Annotated in this window: 24 protein-coding genes; 4 read left to right on the forward strand and 20 right to left on the reverse strand. The window is 70.3% G+C overall.

From position 1 onward, the window contains the following. Positions 1-2: 2 nt before the first annotated feature. The 5 genes from resB to hemL form a co-directional block, all read right to left on the reverse strand. Positions 3-1,607 (reverse strand): cytochrome c biogenesis protein ResB, encoded by a 1,605-nt coding sequence (resB, locus tag H5411_RS30310; protein WP_183125806.1) that lies wholly within the window; start codon positions 1,605-1,607, stop codon positions 3-5. Further along, positions 1,604-2,377, reverse strand: coding sequence for a cytochrome c biogenesis CcdA family protein (locus H5411_RS30315; RefSeq protein ID WP_101436150.1), 774 nt, complete (start codon positions 2,375-2,377; stop codon positions 1,604-1,606). Before H5411_RS30315 ends, resB begins: the two co-directional genes overlap by 4 nt. A 92-nt stretch (positions 2,378-2,469) precedes the next feature. Then, positions 2,470-3,051, reverse strand: a complete 582-nt coding sequence (locus tag H5411_RS30320; RefSeq protein ID WP_183125807.1) for a TlpA family protein disulfide reductase — start codon at positions 3,049-3,051, stop codon at positions 2,470-2,472. After that, a complete protein-coding gene (locus H5411_RS30325) occupies positions 3,048-3,674 on the reverse strand; it encodes a histidine phosphatase family protein (protein WP_101436152.1) in 627 nt (208 codons plus the stop codon). Before H5411_RS30325 ends, H5411_RS30320 begins: the two co-directional genes overlap by 4 nt. Next, positions 3,671-4,975: a glutamate-1-semialdehyde 2,1-aminomutase gene (gene hemL, locus H5411_RS30330; RefSeq protein WP_183125808.1), complete on the reverse strand. Its 1,305-nt coding sequence runs from the start codon at positions 4,973-4,975 to the stop codon at positions 3,671-3,673. Before hemL ends, H5411_RS30325 begins: the two co-directional genes overlap by 4 nt. Before the next feature lie 130 nt (positions 4,976-5,105). Here hemL and H5411_RS30335 point away from each other — a divergent pair, with 130 nt between their 5' ends. Beyond that, positions 5,106-5,591, forward strand: coding sequence for a TspO/MBR family protein (locus H5411_RS30335; protein ID WP_376772252.1), 486 nt, complete (start codon positions 5,106-5,108; stop codon positions 5,589-5,591). Here the strand turns inward: H5411_RS30335 and H5411_RS30340 are convergent. The 12 genes from H5411_RS30340 to H5411_RS49840 all read right to left on the reverse strand — a co-directional run bounded on the left by H5411_RS30340 (position 5,588) and on the right by H5411_RS49840 (position 16,578). Continuing rightward, positions 5,588-6,118, reverse strand: a complete 531-nt coding sequence (locus tag H5411_RS30340) for a DUF5666 domain-containing protein (RefSeq protein ID WP_101436155.1) — start codon at positions 6,116-6,118, stop codon at positions 5,588-5,590. The two genes, H5411_RS30335 and H5411_RS30340, sit on opposite strands and share 4 nt — an antisense overlap. Before the next feature lie 7 nt (positions 6,119-6,125). Beyond that, positions 6,126-7,328 carry an ABC transporter permease gene (locus H5411_RS30345; RefSeq protein WP_183125809.1) on the reverse strand — a complete coding sequence of 401 codons (1,203 nt, stop codon included), beginning with the start codon at positions 7,326-7,328 and terminating at the stop codon, positions 6,126-6,128. Then, the gene (locus tag H5411_RS30350; protein ID WP_183125810.1) at positions 7,325-8,023 is read right to left on the reverse strand and encodes an ABC transporter ATP-binding protein; all 699 of its coding nucleotides are present in this window, start codon (positions 8,021-8,023) and stop codon (positions 7,325-7,327) included. The genes H5411_RS30345 and H5411_RS30350 overlap by 4 nt, the downstream gene beginning before the upstream one ends. After that, complete coding sequence (locus tag H5411_RS30355) at positions 8,020-9,282, reverse strand: efflux RND transporter periplasmic adaptor subunit (protein ID WP_183125811.1); 1,263 nt, start codon at positions 9,280-9,282, stop codon at positions 8,020-8,022. Before H5411_RS30355 ends, H5411_RS30350 begins: the two co-directional genes overlap by 4 nt. Positions 9,283-9,347: 65 nt before the next feature. After that, on the reverse strand, positions 9,348-9,698 hold the full coding sequence (locus H5411_RS30360; protein ID WP_101436159.1) for a hypothetical protein: 351 nt from the start codon (positions 9,696-9,698) through the stop codon (positions 9,348-9,350). Between the two features lie 37 nt (positions 9,699-9,735). Further along, entirely contained in the window at positions 9,736-10,224 is a 489-nt protein-coding gene (locus H5411_RS30365) for a hypothetical protein (RefSeq protein ID WP_183125812.1), read from the reverse strand. Further along, positions 10,224-10,796, reverse strand: coding sequence for a hypothetical protein (locus H5411_RS30370; protein ID WP_183125813.1), 573 nt, complete (start codon positions 10,794-10,796; stop codon positions 10,224-10,226). Before H5411_RS30370 ends, H5411_RS30365 begins: the two co-directional genes overlap by 1 nt. 20 nt (positions 10,797-10,816) lie before the next feature. After that, entirely contained in the window at positions 10,817-11,788 is a 972-nt protein-coding gene (hemB, locus tag H5411_RS30375) for a porphobilinogen synthase (protein WP_183125814.1), read from the reverse strand. A gap of 109 nt (positions 11,789-11,897) precedes the next feature. Further along, positions 11,898-13,430 (reverse strand): bifunctional uroporphyrinogen-III C-methyltransferase/uroporphyrinogen-III synthase, encoded by a 1,533-nt coding sequence (locus H5411_RS30380; RefSeq protein ID WP_101436163.1) that lies wholly within the window; start codon positions 13,428-13,430, stop codon positions 11,898-11,900. A gap of 82 nt (positions 13,431-13,512) precedes the next feature. After that, positions 13,513-14,460: a hydroxymethylbilane synthase gene (gene hemC, locus H5411_RS30385; protein ID WP_167441917.1), complete on the reverse strand. Its 948-nt coding sequence runs from the start codon at positions 14,458-14,460 to the stop codon at positions 13,513-13,515. Continuing rightward, positions 14,461-15,774, reverse strand: a complete 1,314-nt coding sequence (locus H5411_RS30390) for a glutamyl-tRNA reductase (RefSeq protein ID WP_101436164.1) — start codon at positions 15,772-15,774, stop codon at positions 14,461-14,463. Next, on the reverse strand, positions 15,775-16,578 hold the full coding sequence (locus H5411_RS49840; protein ID WP_183125820.1) for a redox-sensing transcriptional repressor Rex: 804 nt from the start codon (positions 16,576-16,578) through the stop codon (positions 15,775-15,777). Between the two features lie 1,336 nt (positions 16,579-17,914). On the opposite strand from H5411_RS49840, the gene H5411_RS30400 reads away from it, so the two are divergent. Continuing rightward, positions 17,915-18,064, forward strand: coding sequence for a hypothetical protein (locus H5411_RS30400; protein ID WP_183125815.1), 150 nt, complete (start codon positions 17,915-17,917; stop codon positions 18,062-18,064). A gap of 168 nt (positions 18,065-18,232) precedes the next feature. Here H5411_RS30400 and H5411_RS30405 read toward each other — a convergent pair whose 3' ends face one another. The 3 genes from H5411_RS30405 to H5411_RS30415 are packed head-to-tail and all read right to left on the reverse strand — an operon-like array spanning position 18,233 to position 21,603. Beyond that, the gene (locus tag H5411_RS30405) at positions 18,233-19,789 is read right to left on the reverse strand and encodes a molybdopterin-dependent oxidoreductase (protein ID WP_183125816.1); all 1,557 of its coding nucleotides are present in this window, start codon (positions 19,787-19,789) and stop codon (positions 18,233-18,235) included. Positions 19,790-19,847: 58 nt separating this feature from the next. Then, positions 19,848-20,063, reverse strand: coding sequence for a glutaredoxin family protein (locus H5411_RS30410; protein WP_037818910.1), 216 nt, complete (start codon positions 20,061-20,063; stop codon positions 19,848-19,850). A gap of 34 nt (positions 20,064-20,097) precedes the next feature. Further along, positions 20,098-21,603 (reverse strand): AMP-binding protein, encoded by a 1,506-nt coding sequence (locus H5411_RS30415; RefSeq protein WP_183125817.1) that lies wholly within the window; start codon positions 21,601-21,603, stop codon positions 20,098-20,100. 281 nt (positions 21,604-21,884) lie between these two features. On the opposite strand from H5411_RS30415, the gene H5411_RS30420 reads away from it, so the two are divergent. Together H5411_RS30420 and H5411_RS30425 are read left to right on the forward strand one after the other, a co-directional pair. Then, entirely contained in the window at positions 21,885-22,595 is a 711-nt protein-coding gene (locus H5411_RS30420; RefSeq protein WP_220817698.1) for a sigma-70 family RNA polymerase sigma factor, read from the forward strand. A gap of 96 nt (positions 22,596-22,691) precedes the next feature. Then, the coding region (locus tag H5411_RS30425; protein WP_312878654.1) for a DUF5667 domain-containing protein at positions 22,692-23,626 on the forward strand (935 nt) is incomplete at its 3' end.

Below are 23,626 nucleotides of genomic sequence, written 5' to 3' on the forward strand. Positions count from 1 at the left end.
CCTCAGCTGCCCTTCCGGCCCGTGACCAGCCGTTCGCTGATCCGCTGGAATTCCTCGCCGTATCCGGCTTGATCCGTGCGCGCGAGCCCCGCGACCTCGATCACGGTACTCGCGCCCTCGTCCTTGCCCGGCCGCACCCGCACCCACACGCGACGCCGTTTGACCAGCAGCGACGCCCCGAGTCCGGCGAACATCACGATCGCGAAGCCGAGCACGTAGCCCTGCGTCGGATCGTGCGAGACCTGCAGGTTGACCCATTTGTTGACGCCGTCGAAGCGCACCTTGGTGCCGTCGTCGAGCGTTAGTTCCTGGCCGACCGCGAGGTTCTTGCGGGCGACCCGCTTCAGCCGGCCGTCCTCGACGCGGGACTGGTCGACCGAGAACACCGACTGGCCGCGGCCCGCGTCGAGACCGAGGTCGCCGCGCAGCACGTCGACCGCGACCATCGGGTTGTTCAGTTGCGGCCCGGTCGAGGTGAGGACGCCGCCGTGGATGAACGAGGACGGCGCGAACAGCCCGGTGATCGCGAGCTGCTTGGTGCGCCGCTGGACCTCGTCGGTGACGCCGGGCTGGTCGAACTTCGTCGCGCCCTCGGACAGCATCGTCGACGGGTCGGTGAACATCCACTGGGTGTTCTGGGTGCGCTTCTCGCCGTTCGGGAAGGTCACCGTGAACTGCGGCGAATACCCGTTGCCGAGCAGGTAAACCCGGTCGCCGGCGGTGCGCAGCGGCTCGTTGACCTCGAGGTCGTACGGCTTCCACGTGCCGGTCTGCAGGTCCTCGCCGGACTGGTACTCGATGTGCGAGTGGTAGTAGTCCGCCTGGTTGGTGGCGGTGTAGCGGGCGGTGAAGTCGTTGACCTTCACGCAGAACGGGTCGAGGTCGGTGCCGTCGATGCGCAGCCCGGCCTCGAACGAGTCGTAGTTGTAGATGCCCGAGTTGCAGAACTGGCCGCCGTTGGCCTGCACGATGACCTGGCCCTCGTAGCTGTAGAGCTTGCCGAGGGCGAAGAAGATGATCAGGCCGAGCATGCCGAAATGGAAGAGCAGGTTGCCGGTCTCGCGCAGGTAGCCGCGTTCGGCCGAGACGCTGAATCCGCCGCCGTCCTCCTCGCGCTCGATACGCCGCCAGCCGGACAGCTGCTTGCGCACGTCCTCGCGGATCGTCTCCGGCCTGCGCGCGGTGCGGGCGATCCGGTGGTGCGGCATGCGCGCGAGGTTGCGCGGCGTCAGCACCGGCTTCGCCCGCATCTGCTTGAGGTACTCGAAGCTGCGCGGCGTGAGGCAGCCGACCAGCGAGATCATCAGCAGCAGGTAGATCGCGGAGAACCAGACGCTGGAGTAGACGTCGTAGAACTCCAGCTTGTCGAGCAGCGAACCCCACCAGCCGTGCGCGCTGATGTACTGGTCGACCTTCGGCGCGTTCAGCCGCCGCTGCGGCAGCAGCGCGCCGGGCAGCGCGGCGAGCGCCAGCAGGAACAGCAGCACCAGCGCGGTGCGCATGGAGGTCAGGCCGCGCCAGGTGTTGCGCAGGAAAGCCAGGACCTGCCTGGCCGGCGACGGCCGGTACGGCTGCGGGTTCTTCGGGGGCGCTTCGGTAGTGGTCACAACGGCAGCTCGAGATCGGAGGCGACGGAGTTGCGGAGCCAGCCCATGACGTCCCCCCACAGCCCGGTGACCAGCAGGATGCCGACCAGCATCAGCAGCGCCCCGCCGAAGATCTGCACGCGGCGGCCGTTGCGGCGGAGCCAGTCGGTGGCGCGCACGGCCCAGCGCGCGCCGAGCGCGATCAGCAGGAACGGGACGCCGAGGCCGAGGCAGTAGACGAGCACCAGCACGTACCCGCGGATCGCGGCCCCGCCGGTGGCGCTGGCGAGGCTGGTGACGGCCGAGAGCGTCGGCCCGATGCACGGCGTCCAGCCGAGCCCGAACACCGCGCCGAGCACCGGCGCGCCCCACAGGCCGCCGCCGGGCACGTGGTGCGAGCGGACCTCGCGCTGCAGCCCCGGGATCCAGCCGAGGAAGACCAGGCTCATGAGGATGGTGAGGATGCCGCCGATGCGCTGCAGCAGATCCTCGTTGACCAGCAAGGTGTTCGCGAGCCAGACCAGCGTGCCCATGGTCGCGACGAACACCACGGTGAACCCGAGCACGAAAAGCCCCGCCGCGCCGAGGACGGCGTAGCGGCCCTTCTTGCGTTCCTCGCCGTCGCGCACCGCCGGGGCGTCCGCGCCGACGAGAGCCGCGAGGTAGGCGAGGTACCCGGGCACGAGCGGCACCACGCACGGCGACGCGAACGAGATGGCCCCGGCGACCAGCGCGACACCCGCGGCGAGCAGCAGCGGCCCGGAGAGCGCCAGCTCGGACACGGAGTTCACGCACTTGAGAGTAGGCAGTGAGCTGGACGTGAGGCGGGCGGGGCCCGCTCACAGGACCTACGCCACAGCGCAGCCGGGACCTTGGTCCCGGGTCACTTCTCCGCGCTGAGCCGCTGCACCACCGGAACCAGGTCCGAAGCCAGCACCTGCCGCAGGAACACCGCCGCGACCCGGTGCTGTTTGTCGAGCACCAGCGTCGACGGGATGATGTTGCGCGGATATCCGGACAGCTGCAGCAGCACGCGTCCGGACGGGTCCCAGATCGACGGGTACGTCAGGCCGCGGTCGCGCACGAAGTCCTGTGCCACGTCGCGCGCCGGATCGCGCACGTCGAGCCCGATCACCTCGGCGCCGAGCGGGGCGATCTGCTTGCTCACGGTCTCCAGCTCGGGCGCTTCGGCCCGGCACGGGCCGCACCACTGGCCCCACAGGTTGATCACCAGCGCCTTGCCGGGGAAGTCCGCGAGCGAGAGCTGTTTGCCCTCGTGCATCAGGTCGTCGCCGGTCAGCGTCGGGGCCTGCTGGCGCTCGTTCAGCGGGTACGTGATGTCGACCTTGCCGCCGGGCGAGACGAAGGTGAACGTGCCGCCCGAGACGACCGCGTCCTTGCCGGTCGAGCAGCCCGTCACGACCAGCGCGGCGGCCAGCAGCATTCCGAGCAGCCGCCGTTTCATGCGCCGGTCACCTTCGGGTCCGTGGTGCCCGCGGGTTCGCTGTAGACGATCTCCAGCAGCTGTTCGCCGTCGAACACCAGGCTGGTGAGCGACGCGAGCGAGCACTGCCGCTGCCGCGGGTCGTGCCACAGCCGCTTCGCTTCGAGGAACCGGCGAAGCGTCCAGATCGGGAGCTGGTGCGACACGCACAGCGCTTCGCGCCCTTCGGCCTGTACGCGGGCACGGTGTACCGCGCCGAGCATGCGGTGTGCGATCTCGACGTACGGCTCGCCCCATGACGGCTTGAACGGATTCACCAGGTGCGGCCACGCTTTCGGCTGCCGCAGCGCGCCGTCGCCTACCGCCACGCGCTGGCCCTCGAAGACGTTCCCCGCTTCGATGAGACCGTCGTCGGTGGCGATGTCGAGACGGTGCGCGCCCGCGATAGGCGCTGCGGTCTCCTGCGCGCGCTGAAGCGGCGAAGCGACGACGTACGCCAGGTCGTGTCCGGCGAGTGCCTCCGCGACAGTGAGCGCCTGACGCTGTCCACGCTCCGACAGGCGGTAGTTGGGCAGCCGTCCGTAGAGGATCTTCTCCGGGTTGTGGACCTCACCGTGCCGCAGCATGTGCACGACGGTCGTCATGGGCGAACCGCCTCAGCCGCCGCGCGCGCCGCCGCCGGCAACGCGGCCTCGATGACACCGAACGCTTCGTCGTCCATCGCGGCGTTCACGAACCAGGCCTCGTACGCGCTCGGCGGCGGGTACACGCCCGCTTCGAGCAGCGCGTGGAAGAACGCCGGGAAGCGCCACGTCTCGGTGGCCTGCGCGTCCGCGTAGTTGCGTACGGGCTTGTCGGTGAAGAAGACGCTCACCAGGTTGCCCGCGAACTGCACCGTGTGCGTGACGCCCGCTTCGCTGAGCGCCTTGTCGAAGAGCCCGCCGAGACGCTTCGCGTTGGCGTCGAGCTTCTCGTACACAGCGTCGTCGGCTTCGCGCAGCGCGGTGAGACCCGCGGCGACCGCGACCGGGTTACCGGACAACGTACCAGCCTGATAGACGGGACCGCCGGGCGCGAGCTTCGCCATGATGTCCGCGCGGCCGCCGAACGCCGCGGCGGGCAACCCGCCGGACATCACCTTGCCGAACGTGTAGAGGTCGCCGGCCACGCCTTCGAGGCCGAACCAGCCGGCGCGCGAAACGCGGAAGCCGGTCATCACCTCGTCCATGATCAGCAGCGCGCCGTTCTCGTGCGCGAGGTCACGCAGCGCGGCGTTGAAACCGGGGTCCGGCGGCACCGCGCCCATGTTGCCCGCGGCCGCTTCGGTGATCACCGCGGCGATCTGGCCTTCGTTTTCCGCGAAGGACTTGCGAAGCGCGTCAAGATCGTTGTACGGCAAGACAATCGTGTCCGCGGCCTGCGCGCCGGTGACGCCCGGCGAAGTCGGCAGGCCGAGCGTCGCGACGCCGGAACCCGCTTCGGCGAGCAGCGCGTCGACGTGGCCGTGGTAGCACCCGGCGAACTTCACGATCTTGGCGCGGCCGGTGAAACCGCGGGCCAGCCGGATGGCGCTCATCGTGGCTTCGGTGCCGGAGTTGACCAGCCGGACCTGCTCGACCGGGCCGACCCGGCCGATGATCTCCTCGGCCAGTTCGACCTCGCCGATCGTCGGCGTGCCGAAGGACAGCCCGTGCTCCGCGGCCGCGCGGGCGGCGGCCACCACCTTCGGGTGCGCGTGCCCGAGGATCATCGGGCCCCACGAGGAGACGAGGTCGACGTAGCGGTTGCCGTCGGCGTCCCACAGATACGGGCCCTCGCCGCGGACCATGAACCGCGGCGTGCCGCCGACCGAGTTGAAGGCGCGCACCGGCGAGTTCACCCCGCCCGGAACGGCCGCCTTGGCGCGTGCGAACCATGCTTTGGACTGCTCGGTGCCAGTGCTCACCGTCCCAGTCTTGCAAATCCTCCGATCGGGTGTCGGTGGCGCCCAAGCTGCCACCCGTTTGCCACCCGGCGCACCGGCCCGACCGCTCTTAGGATGGGCGCCCATGGACGGGGCGAGCCATGGAGGAGACGTGACGGCGCCCACACATCGCCGGAACCCGTGGCTGATGCTCGCGGTGTTCTTCGGGCTGGTCGGCGTCATCGCGCTGGTCGGCGCGCTGGCCGCGACGACCGCACCGGACGCCTACAACCGCTACGTGCTGCCGGCGTGGGCCCCGCCCTCGTCCCTGTTCAGTCCGGTGTGGACAGTGCTGTACCTCGTGCTCGCCGTCGCCGGCTGGAGTTATTGGCGCACCGACGGCGAGAACCAGGGCTTCGCCGCGTACGGCATCGGCCTGCTGTTCAACCTGATGTGGATCTCGCTGTTCTTCGCGGGCGGTTCCACGCAGGTCGCGTGCGTGGACATCGTGCTGCTCGATTTCACCGTGATGGTGACGATCGCGCTGTTCTACCGCCGGTCCCGCATCGCCGCGCTGCTGCTCGTGCCGTATCTGGCGTGGCTGCTCTACACGACCGCGCTGAACGTCGCGATCATCGCGCTCAACGACGTCCCCTAACGGCCCGGCTGCGCCACGATCGCCTGTGCGGCCACCGATCCGTCCGATCCGGTGCGGCCCTGGACGGTCACCGTCTGGCCCGGCTTGAGGTCGCTGAGCTTGCCCGGTTGCGTCACCCCGACCGTCGTGCTGTCCGAAGTGGACACTTTGACTTCGCTGCCCTGCACGGTCTTCAGCGTGACCGTGCTGCCGTCGACCTTCTCCACGGTGCCGATCGTGCCGCGACCGCCTGCCGTGCGTCCGCCGAAGCCGGTCCCCTGTTGTCCGGCTGTCGAATCAGGACGGGCACTGGAAGTACTGCTCGACGGACCGAACGCCGCGTGCGTCCACGCGCCGCCGGCGAACGCCAGCGCCAGCACGAGCAGCCCGGCGAGCACGAGGGTCGGCTTGCCGAACGGCCGCGCGACCTGCTTCAGCTCAGTCGTGAGATCGCCTTGGACGGCGGGTTCGGCGATGAGGTCTTCCGGACGCTGCGCGGCCGGCTCCTCCGGCGGGGTCGGAATGGGCTGGGTGGTCGACGCGGACATGGGGCTCCTACTCGTGCCGGAGGGCGTCGATCGGCCGCAGCCGCGAAGCCCGGTTCGCCGGGAAACTGCCGAAGAAAAGCCCGATCAGGGCGGACACCGCGAACGCGAGCGCGATCGACGACGGCACCACGACCGGCTGGATGCCCGCGACGCTGAACCGGCTGCCGACCACGCCGATCAGCACGCCGAGCAGTCCGCCGAACAGGCTCAGCATGGTCGTCTCGGCGAGGAACTGGCCAAGGATCGCCGAGCGCGGCGCGCCGATCGCCTTGCGGATGCCGATTTCGCGGATCCGCTCGGTGACCGTGACGAGCATGATGTTCGTGACGCCGATCCCGCCGACCAGCAGCGAGATCGCCGCGACCGCGCCGAGCAGCACGGTGAACGTCTGGATCGCCGACGTGCGGGTCTGCAGCAGCTGCGCGGAGTTCTGGATCTGGAAGTCCGGATTGGCCGAGGCCTGGATGCCGTGCCGGGCGTCGAGGATCGCGGTGACCTCGGCCTGCGCCAGCCCGATCGAATCGGCCGTGGTCGCCTGCACCGCGATCTGGTTCAGCCCGCCGTAGCCGGCGAGCGAGTTCTGCACCGCGCTGATCGGGGCGATCGCGACGTCGTCGGCGTTCTGCAGCCCGGTGCTGCCCTTCGTCTGCAGCACGCCGATCACGGTGAACTGGATGCTGTTGATCAGCACGTTCTTGCCGACCGGTTCGGCGGTGCCGAAGATCGACTGCGCCGTCGTCGGCCCGAGCACCACGACCTTGCGCGCCTGCGTCACGTCCTCGGCGCCGAACAGCTGGCCGTCGGCGATCTGCCGGTTCGTGGTGGTGAAGTAGCTGGGTTCGGTGCCGACGACGCTCGACACGTCGTAGGACGTCTGCCCGTAGGTCGCGGTCCCGCTGGTGTTCACCACCGGGGCCGCCGCCTTGACGTCCGGCGCGCCCACCGGGTCGACCAGCGCGTGCGCGTCCTGCACGGTGAGCGGCCGGACCTGGCTGGTCTGCCCGCCGCCGCGGAGCGGAGACACGTTGACCACGTCGGTGCCGAGGCCCTGGATGCTCGCGGTGATCGCCGCCGAAGCGCCGTTTCCCACTGCCACCAGCAAGATCACCGACGCGACGCCGATGGTGATGCCGAGCGTGGTGAGCACCGAACGCAGTTTGTTCGAGGCGAGCCCGCGCACCGCGAACCGCATGATCTCGAGGAAGTTCACGCGACCACCCCGGCGCGGACCTCGTCCGACACGATCCGCCCGTCGCTTACCCGCACGACGCGGCGGGCGTGGTGTGCGACCTCGTCCTCGTGCGTGATCACCACGACCGTGCGGCCGAGCGCGTTGAGCCGGTCGAAAACGCCGAGGACGTCGACCGTGCTTGCGTGGTCGAGGTTTCCGGTCGGTTCGTCGGCGAGCAGCAACGCCGGTCCGCCGACCAGCGCTCGCGCCACCGCGACGCGCTGCTGCTGCCCGCCGGACAGTTCGTTCGGCAGATGCTTGGCCCGGTCGGTCAGCCCGACCATCTCCAGCGCGGCGAGCGCGCGGCGTCGCCGTTCCCCTCGCTTGAGTCCGCTGTAGACCATCGGCAATTCCACATTGGACAACGCGCTGGTGCGCGGCACGAGGTTGAAGGACTGGAAGATGAAGCCGATCTTTCGATTGCGCAGCAAGGCAAGCTGCCGTTCGTTGAGGTCGGCGACCGAGAATCCGTCCAGCAGGTACCGGCCCGAGGTCGGAGTGTCGAGGCAGCCGAGCATGTTCAGCAGCGTCGATTTCCCGGACCCGGACGCGCCCATGATCGCCACGTACTCGCCCGGCCACACCCGCAGATCGACCCCGCGCAGCGCGTGCACGGCGGTTTCCCCGCTGCCGTAGGTCTTGCGCAGTCCGGAGACCGCGATCACCGGCTTCATCCCCGGCCCCCGCCGCCGACGCCGCTCTGGCGTCCGCCGCCGAATCCGCCCTGCTGACCGCCGCCGAACCCGCCGAGACCGCCGGTGCCACCGGTTCGCTGCTGGCCATTGGAGCCGCTCGACGTCGTCGGCGACGCCGCGGTGAGGACCACGCTGTCGCCCTCTTGCAGCCCGGACTTGATCTCCACGGTGGACTCTCCGCGCACCCCGACCTCGACCTGCCGCGACACCGGCTGCCCGTTCTGTTCCACCGTGACCACGTTCGTCGTCCCGCTGGTCCGCACCGCCGCGGCCGGAACGCTGAGCACATTGTCGGCTTCCGCGACGGTGATCACGACGCTCGCCGACTGCCCGGGCCGCAACCCCGACGGCGGATTCGACAACGCCAGTTTCGCGCCGTAGCTGACGACATTGCTGCTCGTGGTCGGCGTGAGATCAATGCTGGAAACGGTCGCCTGCAACGGTTGATCCGGTGTCGCGTTCAGCGCAACCGTGGCTTTCTGACCGGTTTTCACCTTGCTCACGTCAATTTCCGCCACCGAAGTATTGACGACGAGATTGCCCATGTCGGTGATGTCGATAAAACCGGTGCTGCTGCTCGTGGTGCTGTTACCGGAGGACGACTGCTGGCCGGACTGGCCGCCGGAACCGGAATTCGAGGAAGACGTGCCCGCTGAACTGTTGCTGGAACCGGATCCGCTGCCCGTTTGCTGCCCGACCGTCCCGTTGATCGCGGTGACCGTTCCCGCCCCCGGTGCGGTCAACGTCGTCGCGGCCAGCGCCGATTCCGCGTTGTCGACGTCCAGCTGCGCTTGATCCACTTTGGCCTGAAGCGACGCGGTGCTGCTCTGCGCCTGTGCCGCGGTCTGGTTCGCCGGCGGGTTGTCCTCCGCGTTCGTGAGGTTGTCCTCGGCGACCGCGAGATTGTCCTTGGCGACCTGAAGTTGTTTGCTCGCCTGGGAAGAGTCGATCGTGGCGAGCTTCTGCCCGGCGCTCACGACGTCGCCGACCTTCACGTCGATGCTCGTCACCTTGCCGGACGTCGTGAAGTTCGCGACGCCGGTGTACGTGCTCGCGATCGTGCCCGCCGCCGACACGGTCTGGGAGACGTTCGCGCGGCGGACCGGCGTGGTCCGGGTTTGTGCGGACGCCGTGGAGCTAGCCGGAGAAAATGCCTGGTAAATCCCGAAAGCCGCGCCGCCGAGCAGCACGACAAGGACTCCGTTGACCACCCAGGTTCGTGTGCGCAGCCGCGTCATGGGCGCAAGACTGCGGGGCCTGCTTAGCAGTCAGCTGTTGGTTCCCTGTGGGCCAGCTGTGTAATTCAGTCCTTTTTCTTTTTGTGCCGGGCACGCACCGCGAGCAGCAATTGGCGGAACGCGTCCACCACCAGCACCGCGGACAACGTGCCGAGCCCGAGCGCCCCGGCGATGTGCCCGCCGAAGTAGCGCTGCGACGCCAATCGCGTGCCGTCGCCCGCGGTGGTGACGACCGTGACGACCCCGGCGTGCCACAGCGCGAACGCCGCCCAGAGCACCAATCCGGCCACCACGACCTCGCCGAGCGCGACGAACGCGCGCCACGGCTGGTTGAGTTTCGCCTCGGGCTGTTTTTCCTCCGGCGGCCAAAGCCCGGCTCCGGTCGGCTGGGGTAGGTCGATCACGGGGTCCAGCATTTCAGGTTCACCGTCGTTCCGCGTCCCTCGTGGGGGTTCAGTTCCGGGAGTCATCGGACTGCTCCTCCCCGGTCGATTCGGTCTCGGGCCGGTTCTTCGCGGCCAGCTCCGACAGCGCGGCCTTCAGCGCTTCGACGTCGCGGGCCCAGGCGAGCACCACCGTGCCGTCGTCCAGCTCGACCGGCAACTCGTCGTACTTCCGCGGCACCGACCAGCCACCGCCGAGAACGCGCGTCCCGACCGGCGCGCCGACGTCGGTCACCGACGCGATTCGCTCGGCGGCCAGCGTCTCCCGCCCTTGCCGCAGCCTCTCGGTGGTGACCTCGAGCGAAAGGAACCGTCGCCGCGCGTAAACCCACGGCAGCGTCAGCACGCACAGCGCGGCGCCGATCAGCACCCAGCCGACGATGTGCGTCGGCCCGCCGGTGGCGAGTTCGGCGAGCGCGCCCAGCAGCGCGAACAGCGGGCCCCAGACCAGTGCCGACCAGCCGACACCGGCCTCGGAGTACAGCGTCCTGGCCGCCATTACAGGGTCTTGCCAACCTTCGGGAAGTAGTCCGCGACCTTCGGCAGGTACAGCAGGATCAACATGACGACCAGCGCCAGCGAAGCGGCGAGCGCGAAGACGCTGCGGTTCGCCCCGAGTTCGAAGACGATGCCAAGCACCGCAAGCAGCGTCGCGATGCTGCGCGCCGACCGCGTGCCCTCGCGGGCCTTCCAGGCGAACAGCACGAGCAACGCACCGAAGCACAGCGCGCCGATCAGCATGGCCCACACGAGAGTGTTGGCGTTGGTCTGCAGCTGAGCGACGTCGACCTTCTGCCCACTCTTCCGCAGCTGCTCGACCGCGTGGTCGACCAGCTGCTGTTTGAACGCGAGGACGACGACCTGCCCGGCGACCACGATCACCGCACCCACGATGGCGAGCACGAACGCGACGTGCACCTGCATCGGCGGCCTGGCCTTCGGCGCGGACTCCCCCGGCAGCATCGGATCCGGCGCACGACCGCGCTTGCGGCGTTCGTCGTCGGTGAGCCCGGCGAACTCGTCCGGGGTCACCTCGGCTGGCTTCGGGGTGTTGTCGTCCTTCTCGGCCACCCGAAAGACCCTACCCGGGCTCAGTCCAGCCAGGCTGCGGCCTCGGCCGCCCAGTAGGTCAGGATCAGGTCCGCGCCCGCGCGGCGGATGGAGGTGAGCACCTCGAGCACGGTGCGCTCGCGGTCGAGCCAGCCGTTCGCCGCGGCCGCCTCGACCATCGCGTACTCGCCGGAGATGTTGTACGCCGCGACGGGAACCGGGGAAATGTCGGCCGCCGCCTTTATGATGTCCAAATAGGACAGGGCGGGCTTGACCATCACCATGTCCGCGCCCTCGGCGAGGTCCAGCTCGAGCTCGCGCATCGCCTCGCGCGCGTTGCCGAGATCCTGCTGGTAGGTCTTGCGGTCGCCCTTGAGCTGCGAATCGACGGCCTCGCGGAAAGGACCGTAGAACGCGCTGGCGTACTTGACCGAATAGGCGAGAATCGCGGTCTCGCTGTGCCCGACCTCGTCAAGCGCCCGGCGGATCACGCCGACCTGGCCGTCCATCATTCCGCTCGGCCCGAGCACGTGCGCCCCGGCTTCGGCCTGCGCGACGCCCATGTCCGCGTACAACCGGAGCGTGGCGTCGTTGTCGACCACGCCGTCCGCGTCGAGGACGCCGCAGTGTCCGTGGTCGGTAAACTCGTCCAGGCAGGTGTCGGCCATCAGCACGGTGGAGTCGCCGAGTTCGCTGCGCAGATCCCGGAGCGCGACGTTCAGGATGCCGTTCTCGTCCACCGCGCCGGAGCCCTGCGCGTCCCGCTTCTCCGGAATGCCGAAGAGCATCAGCCCGCCGACCCCGGCGTTGACCGCTTCGACCGCGGCCTTGCGCAGAGTGTCGCGAGTGTGCTGAACGACGCCCGGCATGCTGGCGATCGGCCGCGGCGCGTCGAGGCCCTCGGCCACGAACATCGGCAGGATCAGCTGCCGTGGCCGCAACGTGGTCTCGCTGACCAACCTGCGCATTGCCGGAGTAGTACGAAGCCTGCGGGGTCGCTGCTCAGGGAACACACACCCAAGGTACTCCCGCGCTCACCCCGAAAGCCGTGAAGGGCTCCTTGGGGGAATCTGATTCCCCCAAGGAGCCCTTCACGGACCAAAACCTCAGCCGCGACGAACCTCAGCTACGCCGAGTCCGCTTCGCCTTCCGAGGCGGCGGCAACGCACCCTCCGCCCGAAGCCGAGCCGCGTGCTCGGCAAGCGCGTCCACCAGATGCGGCACATCCGCCTTCTCCGGCTGAACGTCCACCCGCAGACCGAACTCCACCGCGGTCTCGGCGGTCTTCGGCCCGATGCACGCGACCAGCGTGCGCGTGTGCGGCTTCCCGGCGATGCCCACCAGGTTCCGCACGGTCGACGACGAGGTGAAGCAGACCGCGTCAAAACCGCCGGTCTTGATCATCTCGCGGGTCTCGGCGGGCGGCGGCGCGGCCCGGACGGTCCGGTAGGCGGTGACGTCGTCCACTTCCCAGCCGCGTTCGACCAGGCCGGCCGACAGGATCTCGGTGGCGATGTCCGCGCGCGGCAGCAGGACGCGGTTCACCGGGTCCAGCACGTCGTCGTATGGCGGGAACTCGGCCAGCAGGCCCTCGGACGACTGCTCGCCGGTCGGGACCAGCTCCGGGATGATGCCGAAGGAACGGACCTTAGCCGCGGTCGATTCGCCGACGCAGGCGATCTTCACGCCGGAGAACGCGCGGGCGTCCAGGCCGAACTCCTCGAACTTCTCCCACACCGCGCGCACCGCGTTGGTGGAGGTGAAGACGATCCACTGGTACCGGCCGTCGACCAGGCCCTTGACCGACCGCTCCATCTGCGCCGGGCTGCGCGGCGGCTCGACGGAAATCGTCGGCACCTCGTGCGAGGTCGCGCCGTGGCCGCGCAGCCGCTCGGCCATCTCGCCCGCCTGCTCCTTGGTGCGCGGCACCAGGACCTTCCAGCCGTACAGCGCGCGCGACTCCCACCAGGACAGCTTCGAGCGCTGCCCGGCGGCCTGCCCGACCGTCACGACCAGCGGGCCGACCAGCTCGCCCGCGTCGTTCGCGACCGAGGCGAGGGTGGTGTCCAGCGTGCGCTGGGTGTTGATGGTGCCGTTCGCGGTGACCGCGACCGGGGTGGTCGGCGGCAGCCCCTTCTCGGTCAGCTGGCTCGCCGCCTCGGCCAGGTGCGCCGAGGTCGCGTGCAGCACGATCGGGCCGGGGACCGCGGCCAGCGCGCCCCAGTCGACCTCGCCGCGGACGTCCGCCTCGGTGTAGGTGCCGCCGAGCGCGACACCCGCGTACGCCGGCACCGCGGTGCCCGGCGCGACACCCGGGATGACGTCGAACACAGCCGAGGTGCGGGCGACGGCCTGGACCTCGGCCACGACGGCCGGGCTGGTCAGCGGGTCGCCGGAGACCAGCCGCAGCGCGAGCCGGCCTGCCTTGGCCTCGGCGGTCAGGTCCTTGGCGACGTCGGACGGTTCGCCGACGGCGGGGCGGACCTCGGCGGTCGGAGCCGCGAACGCGAGCACGCTGGCCGGCACGTCCGGGTCGGTCACCACGACCTCGGCCTTGGCCAGGAGTTCCTGGGCGCGGACGGTGAGCAGCCCGGCGTCCCCGGGGCCCGAGCCCACGAAGGCGACGCGCCCGGCGGTCTTGCGAGCAGGGGTCATCGTTGGTGTTCTTCTCCTCTTGGGCGGCCGGTGCTCCGGCCGCTGGTGTCGGGCAGGTCGTGCGGGTCGGTGACGGCTGGCGTCACAGCGCGGGGCCGAGCAGCGCCCCGGCTCCCAGGTCAAGCAGTTCGGCGGCCAGTTCCCGGCCGAGCTTCTCCGCCTCGCCGATCCCGGCGATCGCGGACGCCCGCACCATGTCGACGCCGCCGTTCTCGCCTTCGACGGCAGCGGTGCCGCGCAGCGAGATGCGCTCCACCACCGCGCCCTCGTCGTCGAGGTCCTCGACGATCTCGGCGAGCGCGCCCACCGGCGCGCTGCACCCGGCTTCGAGCGCGGCGAGCAGAGCCCGTTCGGCCGTCACCGCGACCCTCGTGCTCTCGTCGTCCGCCGCGGACGCGAGCAGGTGCTCGACGTCCACGTCGGCGGCCCGGCATTCCAGCGCCAGCGCCCCCTGCGCGGGGGCGGGCAGCATCTGGATCGGGTCGAGGGTTTCGGTGATCTCGTCCACCCGGCCGACCCTGGCCAGTCCGGCACGCGCGAGCACCACGGCATCCAGCTCGCCGTCGGTCACCTTGCGCATGCGGGTATCGATATTGCCTCGAATCGGCACGATTTCCAAACCGAGACCCAGCGCGCGCAGCTGCGCCATCCGCCGGGCCGCTCCGGTGCCGACCTTCGAGCCCGGCGGAAGCTCGCCGAGGGTGAGGCCGTCGCGCGCGATGAGCGCGTCGCGCGGGTCCTCGCGCGGCGGCACGGCGGCCAGCACGAGGCCGGGTTCGGGTGCGGTGGGCAGGTCCTTGTACGAGTGCACGGCGACGTCGATCTCGTTGCGCAGCAACGCTTCCCGCAGCGCGGAGGTGAACACGCCGACGCCGATCTGCGAGATCGGGGCGCTGGAGAGGTCGCCCGGTGTGGTGACGGTGACGATCTCCACCTCCGCTCCGGTGGCGCGGATGGTGTCGGCGACGATGCCGGTCTGCGCGAGGGCGAGCTTGCTGCCCCGCGTGCCGATGCGAATGACTCTGGTCACTTACCGCTTCTTCTCGGATTCCGGCGCTGTCGGGCTCGCCACGGCCGCAGGAGCCTGCGGGTCGAGGCAGAACAGTTCCCGCAACGCGTTGGCGTAGTCGGTGTCGGCCGTCTCGGCGGCCAGCTGCTTGACCCGCACCGTCGGCGCGTGCAGCAGCTTGTCGACCACCCGGCGAACCGTGCGGCCGACCTCTTCGCGAACCTGGCTGTCGAGTTCCGGCAGCCGGTTGTCCAGGCGGAGCAGCTCCGCGTCCACCACCTCGGCCGCGCGCCTGCGCAGCGCGGTGACCGTGGGCGTGACCTCGGCACTGCGCTGTCCGGCGAGGTACTCGCGCACCTCGTCGAGCACGATGCCGTTGGCTTTGGCGGTCTGCCGCTCGGTGGTCGGGGCCCCGGCGTCGCGCATGCGGCGCTGGATCGTCTCCAGGTCGACCACGGTGACGTCGGCGAGTTCGGCGACCGCGGGGTCGACGTCCTTCGGCAGCCCGAGGTCGCAGACCACCAGCGGACGTCCGGCGCGCGCGGGCACGTGGCCGGCGAGGAACACCGCGTCCTGCGCCCCGGTGCACGCCACGACGAGGTCGGCGAGTTCGACCGCGGCGGCCAGGTCGGACAGCGGCACCGACCGGGCCGGGATTCCCTCGGCGACGACCTTCTCGGCCAGCCGGACGGCGTTGGCTTCGGTGCGGTTGGCGACGGTGATCTCGGCGATCCCGGCCTTGCGCAGCTGCGACGCGGTGAGCGCGCCCATCGAACCGGCCCCGACGATCAGCGCGTGCTTGCCCGCGATGTCGCCCGCGGCGGCCAGCGCCTCGGACACGACGGACGCGCCGAGCTGGTCGAGCCCGGTCTCGGAGTGCACGCGCTTGCCGACGCGCAGCGTGGTCTGGATCAGCTCGTGCAGCGTGCGGCCGACGGTGCCGGCGTCGCGCGCGGTCGCGTACGAGGCGCGCACCTGGCCGAGGATCTGCGTCTCGCCGACCACCATCGAGTCGAGGCCCGAGGCGACGGAGAACAGGTGCTCGACGGCCGCGCCGGCGTAGTGCACGTACAGGCTGTCGTACAGCTCGGCGGGCTCCATCCCGGCCTTGCGGGAGAGCACCTCCGAGACGTCGTTGACGCCGCCGTGGAACGTCTCGACCACGGCGTAGACCTCGATGCGGTTGCACGTCGAGACGAGCATGACCTCGCTGATGTGCTCCGCCTGCTGCAGGTCGTGCAGGACCTTGGTCAGCTCGTCCGCGGGGATCGCCGCACGCTCGAGCGTGCCGAGATCCGCACTGCGATGGGAGAGCCCGACCGCCAACACGCTCATTCAGCGCACCACCATTCCGAGACCGCCGTCCGTACCGGCGCCGTTTTGTCCGCCGCCGCTGCCATTGTCGGCTGGTCGGCCCGTGCCGGGTAACCCGGTATTTCCCTGGTTTTCCCCGGCGGCGCCCGCGCTGGCCGCGCTGTCGGCGCGCCGAGCCACGTGGAACGAGAGGATCTGCAGCTCGACAGCCAGGTCGACCTTGCGGACCTCGACGTGTGCCGGTACCTGAAGCACTACCGGCGCGAAGTTGAGGATGCACTGGACGCCGCCTGCCACCAGCCTGTCGCACACCGACTGCGCGGCGGTAGGAGGTGTGGCGATGATCCCCACGGAAATCTCCCTTTCGGAGCAAACGCGAGGAATGTCGTCCATGTGGGAGACCGGCAGGCCGCCTACGGGCACGCCGATCAGGTCGGGGTCGAGGTCGAAGAGCGCCTCGACCGGGAAGCCGCGGCCGGGGAAGCCGCCGTAGTTGGCGAGCGCGTGGCCGAGGTTGCCGATTCCGACCACGGCGACCCGGTGCTGGCGAGTGAGGCCGAGGATGCGCTCGATCTGGCTGACGAGCACCTGCACCTCGTAGCCGACGCCGCGGGTGCCGTAGGAGCCCAGGTAGGAGAGATCTTTGCGCAGTTTGGCGGAGTTCACGCCGGCGGCGGCGGAGAGTTCCTCGCTGGAGACGGTGGTCGCGCCCTGTTCGGCCAAGCCGGAGAGAATCCGCAGGTAGACGGCCAGCCGGGCGACGGCGGCCTCCGGGATCTGCTTCGCGCGGACCGCGGTGTCCTCCGCGTCGGAGACGGCGGGCATCTCGGCGGTCGGGGCATTGTCGGCGTCCGGCGCGGTCCGGGAAGGGCGGGCGGGGCGGCGGGTGCGAGGTTTCGGCTCGTCCTCGGCGGGGGTTTGAGCCTCGACGGCGGCCTTGGCGGCCGCCCGGCTGGCGCGGCCGTTGCCGGACGCTGCCCGGCCGTTGCCAGCGGCGTGTTCGCCACCGGCCTCCTGACGGCGAACAGCAGCGCGGCCGTTGCCCGCGGCATGCTCGCCACCACCGGCGACCTGATCACGACCAGCCGCCCGGCCGTTGCCCGCGGCATGCTCGCCACCAGCGGCGGCCCGCCCGTTCTCCGAGCCGCTCGCGTGACTGGCTTCCGCCGAATTCCCGTTGCGCCCCAAGCCGTTCTCGCTTACCGTAGCTCGACGGCGGCTGCCCGCGGCATGCCGTCCCCCGGAGCGGCGCGCAGCTGGCGGGGCGGGTTCGGCGGCGTCGGATTCGTCGCGAGGAGGCGTGCCCGGCGGTTCGGCACCACCGCGCCCACCCCGCTGTGTCACCACGCTGACGTCTCCTCAATCCGGCTTCGTGCCCGCGCTGTCTCCCACCTGCCTGTCCGGCAGTGGAAAACCAACCCTTGACCCCACGGCTTCCGTCCGGTTCGATGCCGGACCTCGCGGGGACGGGTTCCTACGGTAGTCCACTTGTGAACGCATGCACAAAGTCACTGGTCATCCGCATGACCGGGAGCACAACTAAGCCCGCGGCACGCCTGCAACCGCACCACCGCTGACGATCCCCCGGTTGCCGTCGCCATCGGCCCATCCGGTGCCTGTGCACACACCACCGCGGAGACCGGCCGGACAGTTCCGGCGGGTCGACGCGCCGCAGGAGCGAGCACAGCGCACCGCAGCCTGCTCCCGAGTCAAGACGTAACCCGTTCGGATGGTCGGTCCGGTTCTCGGCCACGCGGAACAGCTGGCGCGGCTACACACAACGCGTAGTGACTTGCACACGCAGGAGCAATCAGAAGGAACGTGCCCGTTGAAACAACGAGTCCTGAGGGCAGGAACGTCCACCTTGCTCGGGATTTCACTCCTGGTCCTCACGGGATGCAGTTCTCCCGCCGGAGCGCCGACGAAGAAGATGGGCTCCCAAAAGTCCTGCGACCTCATTAGCACCCAAGACCTCGGCGCGATCCTTCAAACTTCAGTGCTCAAGCCAGAGATGAGCGGGCCGCAGTGTCAGTACTCCACGGCCAACACAGTGACGGTTTCGACGTCTCGCGGGATCCAGTCGGCGAAGGGCGGCTCGGAAGTCACCGTAGAGGGCCAACATGCGACAAGGTCCGAGTTCGCGAAGGGGCAAGGTTGCGTCATGGATGTCCAGCTTGCGGACAACGATCCTCAGCAGCTGTTCTCCGTGGCTATGGTCTTCGGCCCGGACGCCGTCGCCAAATTTGGAGACAAAGCCTGCGACCTGACAGAAAAGGTAGCGGCGAAGGTCATCCAGTCATTGCCGGGATAACAGCTGCTAGCAGCCGAGCGCGGCTGGGCCTTGCCGAGAGCGGGACCGCGCCCTTGTCGGCCGTTGTCACGGGTCCCCGTCCAACGGTGGTCGCCGCCCCCGGGCTTGGCACGTCGTCAGCGGGACGGATGGCGATAGCGCCGAGTGTTGGCCGACGGACTCGGGGGTTCAGGCCGCGGTGAACGGAACCGTGTGCCACCCGGTCGCGCCGTCCGGAACCGGGTCCGCGCGACGGTCTGTTTGGGTGTAACCGGACTGGTCCGTCGCCCGCACCGTCACCGTGTGGCTGCCGGGCGGCACCGGCACCTCGGCCCACCACATCCGCCAGGTGTCCTTGTTGACCTCGGCTGACAGGGTCGCCGGGAGCCACGCGCCTTGGTCCACCCGCACTTCGACCTTCGCGATCCCGACGTGCTGCGCCCACGCCGTCCCCGCCACGCGGACCCGGCCCGCGCGCACCGACGTTCCGCTGGCCGGGGCGTCGATTCGCGATTCGGTCTTGATCGGGGCCTGCTCCGCCCAGCCGCGCTGCAGCCAGTACGCCTGCCGCGCGTCCCAGGTCGTGAACTCCAGGTCGGTGACCCATTTGGTCGCCGAGACGTACCCGTACAGCCCGGGGATCACGATCCGCGCCGGGAATCCGTGCTCGACCGGCAGCGCCTCGCCGTTCATGCCGATCGCGAGCATCGCGCCGCGCGCCGGGTCCAGCGCGACGTTGGCCGGGGTGCCGCAGGTGAACCCGTCGACGCTGGTCGCGTACATCTGCTGGGCGCCCGCGTGCACGCCCGCCGCCTCCAGCAGGTCGACCAGGTCCACGCCGATGAAGTTCGCGGTCGAGATCAGGTCTCCGCCGACGTCGTTGGATACGCAGGTGAGCGTCACGGTCCGTTCCACCAGCGGGCGGTTCCGGATGTCCGCGTAGGAGAAGCTGACCTCGCGGTCGACCATGCCGTGGATCTTCAAGCTCCAGTCCTCGGCCCGCACCTGCGGCACGACGAACGCGGTGTCGATCCGGTAGAAGCTCGCGTTCGGCGTGATGAACGGCGGCGAGCCGAGCTTGTGGAAATCCGCGTCCGGCGGCACCGGTGGGGCCTTCCGCGCAGCGACCAGCGGCCCGATGGACGCGCGGGATCCGGCCGCGCTGCCGGTGGTGGACACGACCTCGCCGACGATCGCCGCCACGCCCGCGCCGGCCGCGATTCCCGCGCCGCGCTGCAATACCTGGCGACGGCTGAGTCCTTGCCGCAGTTCGTTTTCCGGCGGCAGCGCGCGTTTGTGCAGCCAGCCGAACACCAGCAGCGAAGCGCCCAGCGCCAGCACCGGAGCCAGCAACGCGAGCTGGCCGACGTCCGTGCGCTCGAACACCGCGAAGATCCCGAACGCGCCGACCACGAGCACCAGCAGCTGACCTGGCAGCGGACGGCGGCGCGAAAGCTGTCCGGCCAGCACCGCGAAACCGAGCAGCACCACGGCCAGGCCGATCTTGAGCACGGTCTTGTCGGCGGTCCCGATGGTCTGCTCCGCCCACACCACGACGGCGTGCGGGCTGTGCGCGATCACGAAGTCCGCGACCGCGACGAACGGCGACGCGTTGTACCCGACAAAACCGGCGACCAGATGCCCCACGCCCAGCGCGACGGCCAGCGAGACCAGCCCGATGAACGTCGCGATGCCCAGGGACAGGCGCGGCCGGGCGGCCGGCGGAGCTTCTTTCAACGCATTCACCCCACCATCTTCGGCGGGTCCGGCCCGGACAGGCCCGTCCAACGCGCTTACGGGTTGCTTACCGCAGTGCCGCGCGCAGCCGTTCTTCCTCGACGCGCCAGTACCCGTGCTCGACGCCGTCGATCAGGATCACCGGCACCTGGTCGCCGTACTCAGCCCGCCATTCCGGGTCGCTGTCGACGTCCGCGGTCTCCCACGGCACGCCCAGCTCACCGCAGATCCGCGCGACGTCCGCCTCGGCCACGTCGCACAGGTGGCACCCTTCGCGGCTCATCACGGTCACTTTGTGCACGGAACCAGCCTAAACGTCAACGCAGCTTCAGCCGCCTCAGCTTGCCGGTCGCCGAATGCGGCAGCGTCTCGGCGAACTCGACGGTGTGCGGCACCTTGTACCCGGCGAGGTGCGCGGCGCACTGGTCCACGACCTGCTGCTCCGACAGTGCCGCGCCTTCGGCAGGCACCACGACCGCCTTCACCGCTTCGCCGCTGCGCTCGTCGACCACGCCCACGACGGCGGCCTCGACCACCTCGGGCAGCTGCGAGATCACTTCCTCGACCTCGTGCGGGAAGACGTTGAAGCCGTTGACGATGATCAAGTCGTTGGCCCGGTCGACCAGGTGCAGGTCGCCGTCGGAATCGAGGTAGCCGACGTCGCCGGTCCGGAACCAGCCCTCGGCGTCCGGACCGTGCGCGCCGTCCGGCCAGTACCCGGAGAACAGGTTCGCGCCGCGCACCGACACCAGCCCGGTGCTGCCACCGGCCTCGAACACGTCGTCCGGCTCCTCCGGGTCGAGCGGCAGGTCGTCCGCGGACCCGTCGGAATCCACCAGCCGCAGCTCGATCCCGGGCAGCGGCCGTCCGACCGATCCGGGCTTCGCGTAGCCGGTGACCAGCGTCGACGTCACCACCGGCGCGCATTCAGTGAGCCCATAGCCCTCGTACACGTCGAGCCCGGCGGCCTCGCGGATCGCCGCGAGCACCTTCGGATGCAGCGGCGCGGCACCGGACGTCAGCCGTTTCACAGTCGCCAGGCCGCGGGCCAGTTCCTCGGGGCCGAGCGAGGCGAATTCGTTGTACATCGCGGGTACGCCGGCGATCGACGTGACGCGGTGCTCGGCGCAGTCTTGCAACGTCCGCCGGGCCTCGAAGCGTTCGGACAGCACCAGCGTCGCCCCGACCGCGGTCGCCATCAGCAAACCCGGGCCGAGGCCGTAGACGTGGAAGAGCGGGATCGACACCAGCACCCGGTCGTCGTGCTCGGTCACTCCGTCCACTTGGGACAGCTGCTCGAGGTTCGCCAGCAGCGCCCGGTGCGACAGCAGCACTCCGCGCGGCGGGCCGGTCGTGCCGGAGGTGTACGAAACGACCGCGATGTCCTCGCCGGAACGGCCGAGGTCGACCGGGTCGCCCGGCTCGTGGCCGCGCGGCGGCAGGCCGGTGATGCCCTCGGGCAGTTCGGCGTCGTCGCGCTGGACCACGCGCTTCGCGCCGCAGTGCTCCAGCAGCCGCTCCAACTCGGGCGCGGGGGCCTGCGGGGACAGCGGCACGGCGATTCCACCCGCGCGCAGCACGGCGAACAGGGCGACCGCGAAGTCAGCCGAAGTCGGCAGCCGCAGCACCACCGGGTCGCCCGGCGCGACGCCGGAGGAGACCAGCCGGCGTGCTTGCGAGTGCGCCGCTTCGTCGAGCTGTCGCCAGGTCAGCGTGGCACCCGTGCCCGTCTCGACGATCGCCGTGCGGTCCGGCCAGCGGCTGGCCGCGTCGGTGAGCAGGCCGGCTACGCCATGGGCGGTGCTGATCCGGTCCACCCCCACCCCTCTCGTTCCGTTGCGAATTCGTCATCTTCTCACCCGTAATGGGGATGCCGCGCGATCGTCGCACCTCTGCCTGACCGGGACACTACCTACTTCGCGGTAACAACACGTATGCTGCACTGCGTCGCCGGGTGGCGTTGATCACTACCGGGTGACCCGAGCAAGGGAGTCGTCGTGCCGAAGCTGCCGGTCCACGAGGGCGTGGGACACGCGCCGCGGCACGCCCGCACGCCCTCGGGTACGCGCCCGGCCGCACCAGGGACAGCCGGAGGTGCCGCCCGATGACCCGTCCGATCACCCTGTCCGCCGCCGCGCACCGCGGTCCGGTCGCGATGTTCGCCGACCGCGTGTTCGGTTCGTCCGCGGCCGCCGTGCCGCTGTCCAAGGCCGAAGCCGAACCGGACCCCGCCGAGATCGCCAAGGCCGAGGCGTGGGAACTGGTGCGCGCCGCGCAGGCTGGCGACTCCTCCGCGTTCGGCCAGCTGTATGACCGGTACGTCGACGTCGTCTACCGCTACGCGCTCTTCCGCCTCGGCGACCGCGATCTGGCCGAGGACGTCACCAGCGAGACCTTCCTGCGCGCGCTGCGCCGGATCACCTCGGTCAGCTACCAGGGCCGGGACGTCGGCGCGTGGTTCGTCACCATCGCCCGCAACCTGATCCTCGACCACGTGAAGTCCAGCCGGTTCCGGCTCGAGGTCGTCACCGACGAGGTCGCCGAACCGGGCGGCGTGCCCGGCGGACCGGTCGGCCCGGCGGCGCAGGCCGGACCCGAACAGCAGGCGATCGCGGGCGCGACCCGGGCCGAGCTGCTGCGGTGCGTCGCCGAGCTCGGCGAGGACCAGCGCGAATGCATCGTGCTGCGGTTCCTGCAGGGGCTGTCGGTCGCGGAGACCGCGCAGATCATGGATCGCAACGAGGGCGCGGTGAAGGCGCTTCAGCACCGGGCGGTCCGGCGGCTCGCGCAGCTGCTGCCCACCGGCCTGCGTTGATCGTTCAACGAACAGCCGTAACTTTTCCGGCGTCTTAATCGTTTCTCACCCAGACCGGCGGTCAGGGCCGGGCGTTGGGTGAGACGGAGCAGCACCGTGGGCGTGCCCGGGTGGTTTTCGCGTGGTCGGACCGAGAGCGAGCGGTTCGACGACGCGATCGATGCTTCCCCCGGCGAGCAGCCGGAGGAGTTCGCCGAAGAGCTGGCCCTCGTCGGCGCGCTGCGCGAACTGGGCCAGGCAGGCCGCCCCGACCCCGCGACCCGAGCACGGATTCGCGCGGAGATCGAAGGCCGTATCGGCGAACCTCTTCCGCGTCGGCGGTGGCGTCCGCGCATGGCCGACCTCGCCGCCGCGGGCATCGCGCTGATCCTCGGCCTGGGCGGGCTCACGCTGCTGCTTTCGCGAGACGCCCTCCCCGGAGACGCGCTGTACAGCGTGAAGCGAGCGGGCGAAGTCACGTCGCTCGGCCTGACCTTCGGCGACGAAGCCAAGGCCGAGAAGCACCTGAGGTTCGCCGCGAACCGCGTCACCGAACTGGGCCGGATGAACGACGCCGCTCCGGCGGCGTACCAAACCGCTCTGCACGACTTCGGCAGCGACGTCCGCGCGGGCGTGGCCGAATTCACCGAGCTGGCGACCACGAGCGGCAACCGCACCGGGCTGACGTCGCTGGAGTCCTGGGCGCAGACCCAGTCGCGGCAGCTGGAATCGGAACAGGCCGGGGTCCCGGAGTCCGCGCGTGAGGGCTTCCAGCAGGCCCGCCTGCTGCTCGACCGGGTCCAGCAGCGGACGTCCGCGCTCGGCTCGCGGCTGAGCTGCTACCAGATCACCACCGGCACCACCGACGAACTGGGCCTGCTGCCGGCGCGCGGCGCGTGCACGCAGCAACCGCTGTCGCCCGGCGGTTCCACGCCGAGCAGCCCGCCCCCGGTTCCCGACTCAAGCGTCCCGTCCACGGACTCCCCGCTTCCGGTGCGCTCGTCGTCGTCGCCGACCGCCAGCGGCAGCCCGAGCACGCCGGCCCCGACGCG

The organism is Amycolatopsis echigonensis (genome assembly GCF_014174495.1).
Classification (GTDB): Bacteria; Actinomycetota; Actinomycetes; order Mycobacteriales; family Pseudonocardiaceae; genus Amycolatopsis; species Amycolatopsis echigonensis.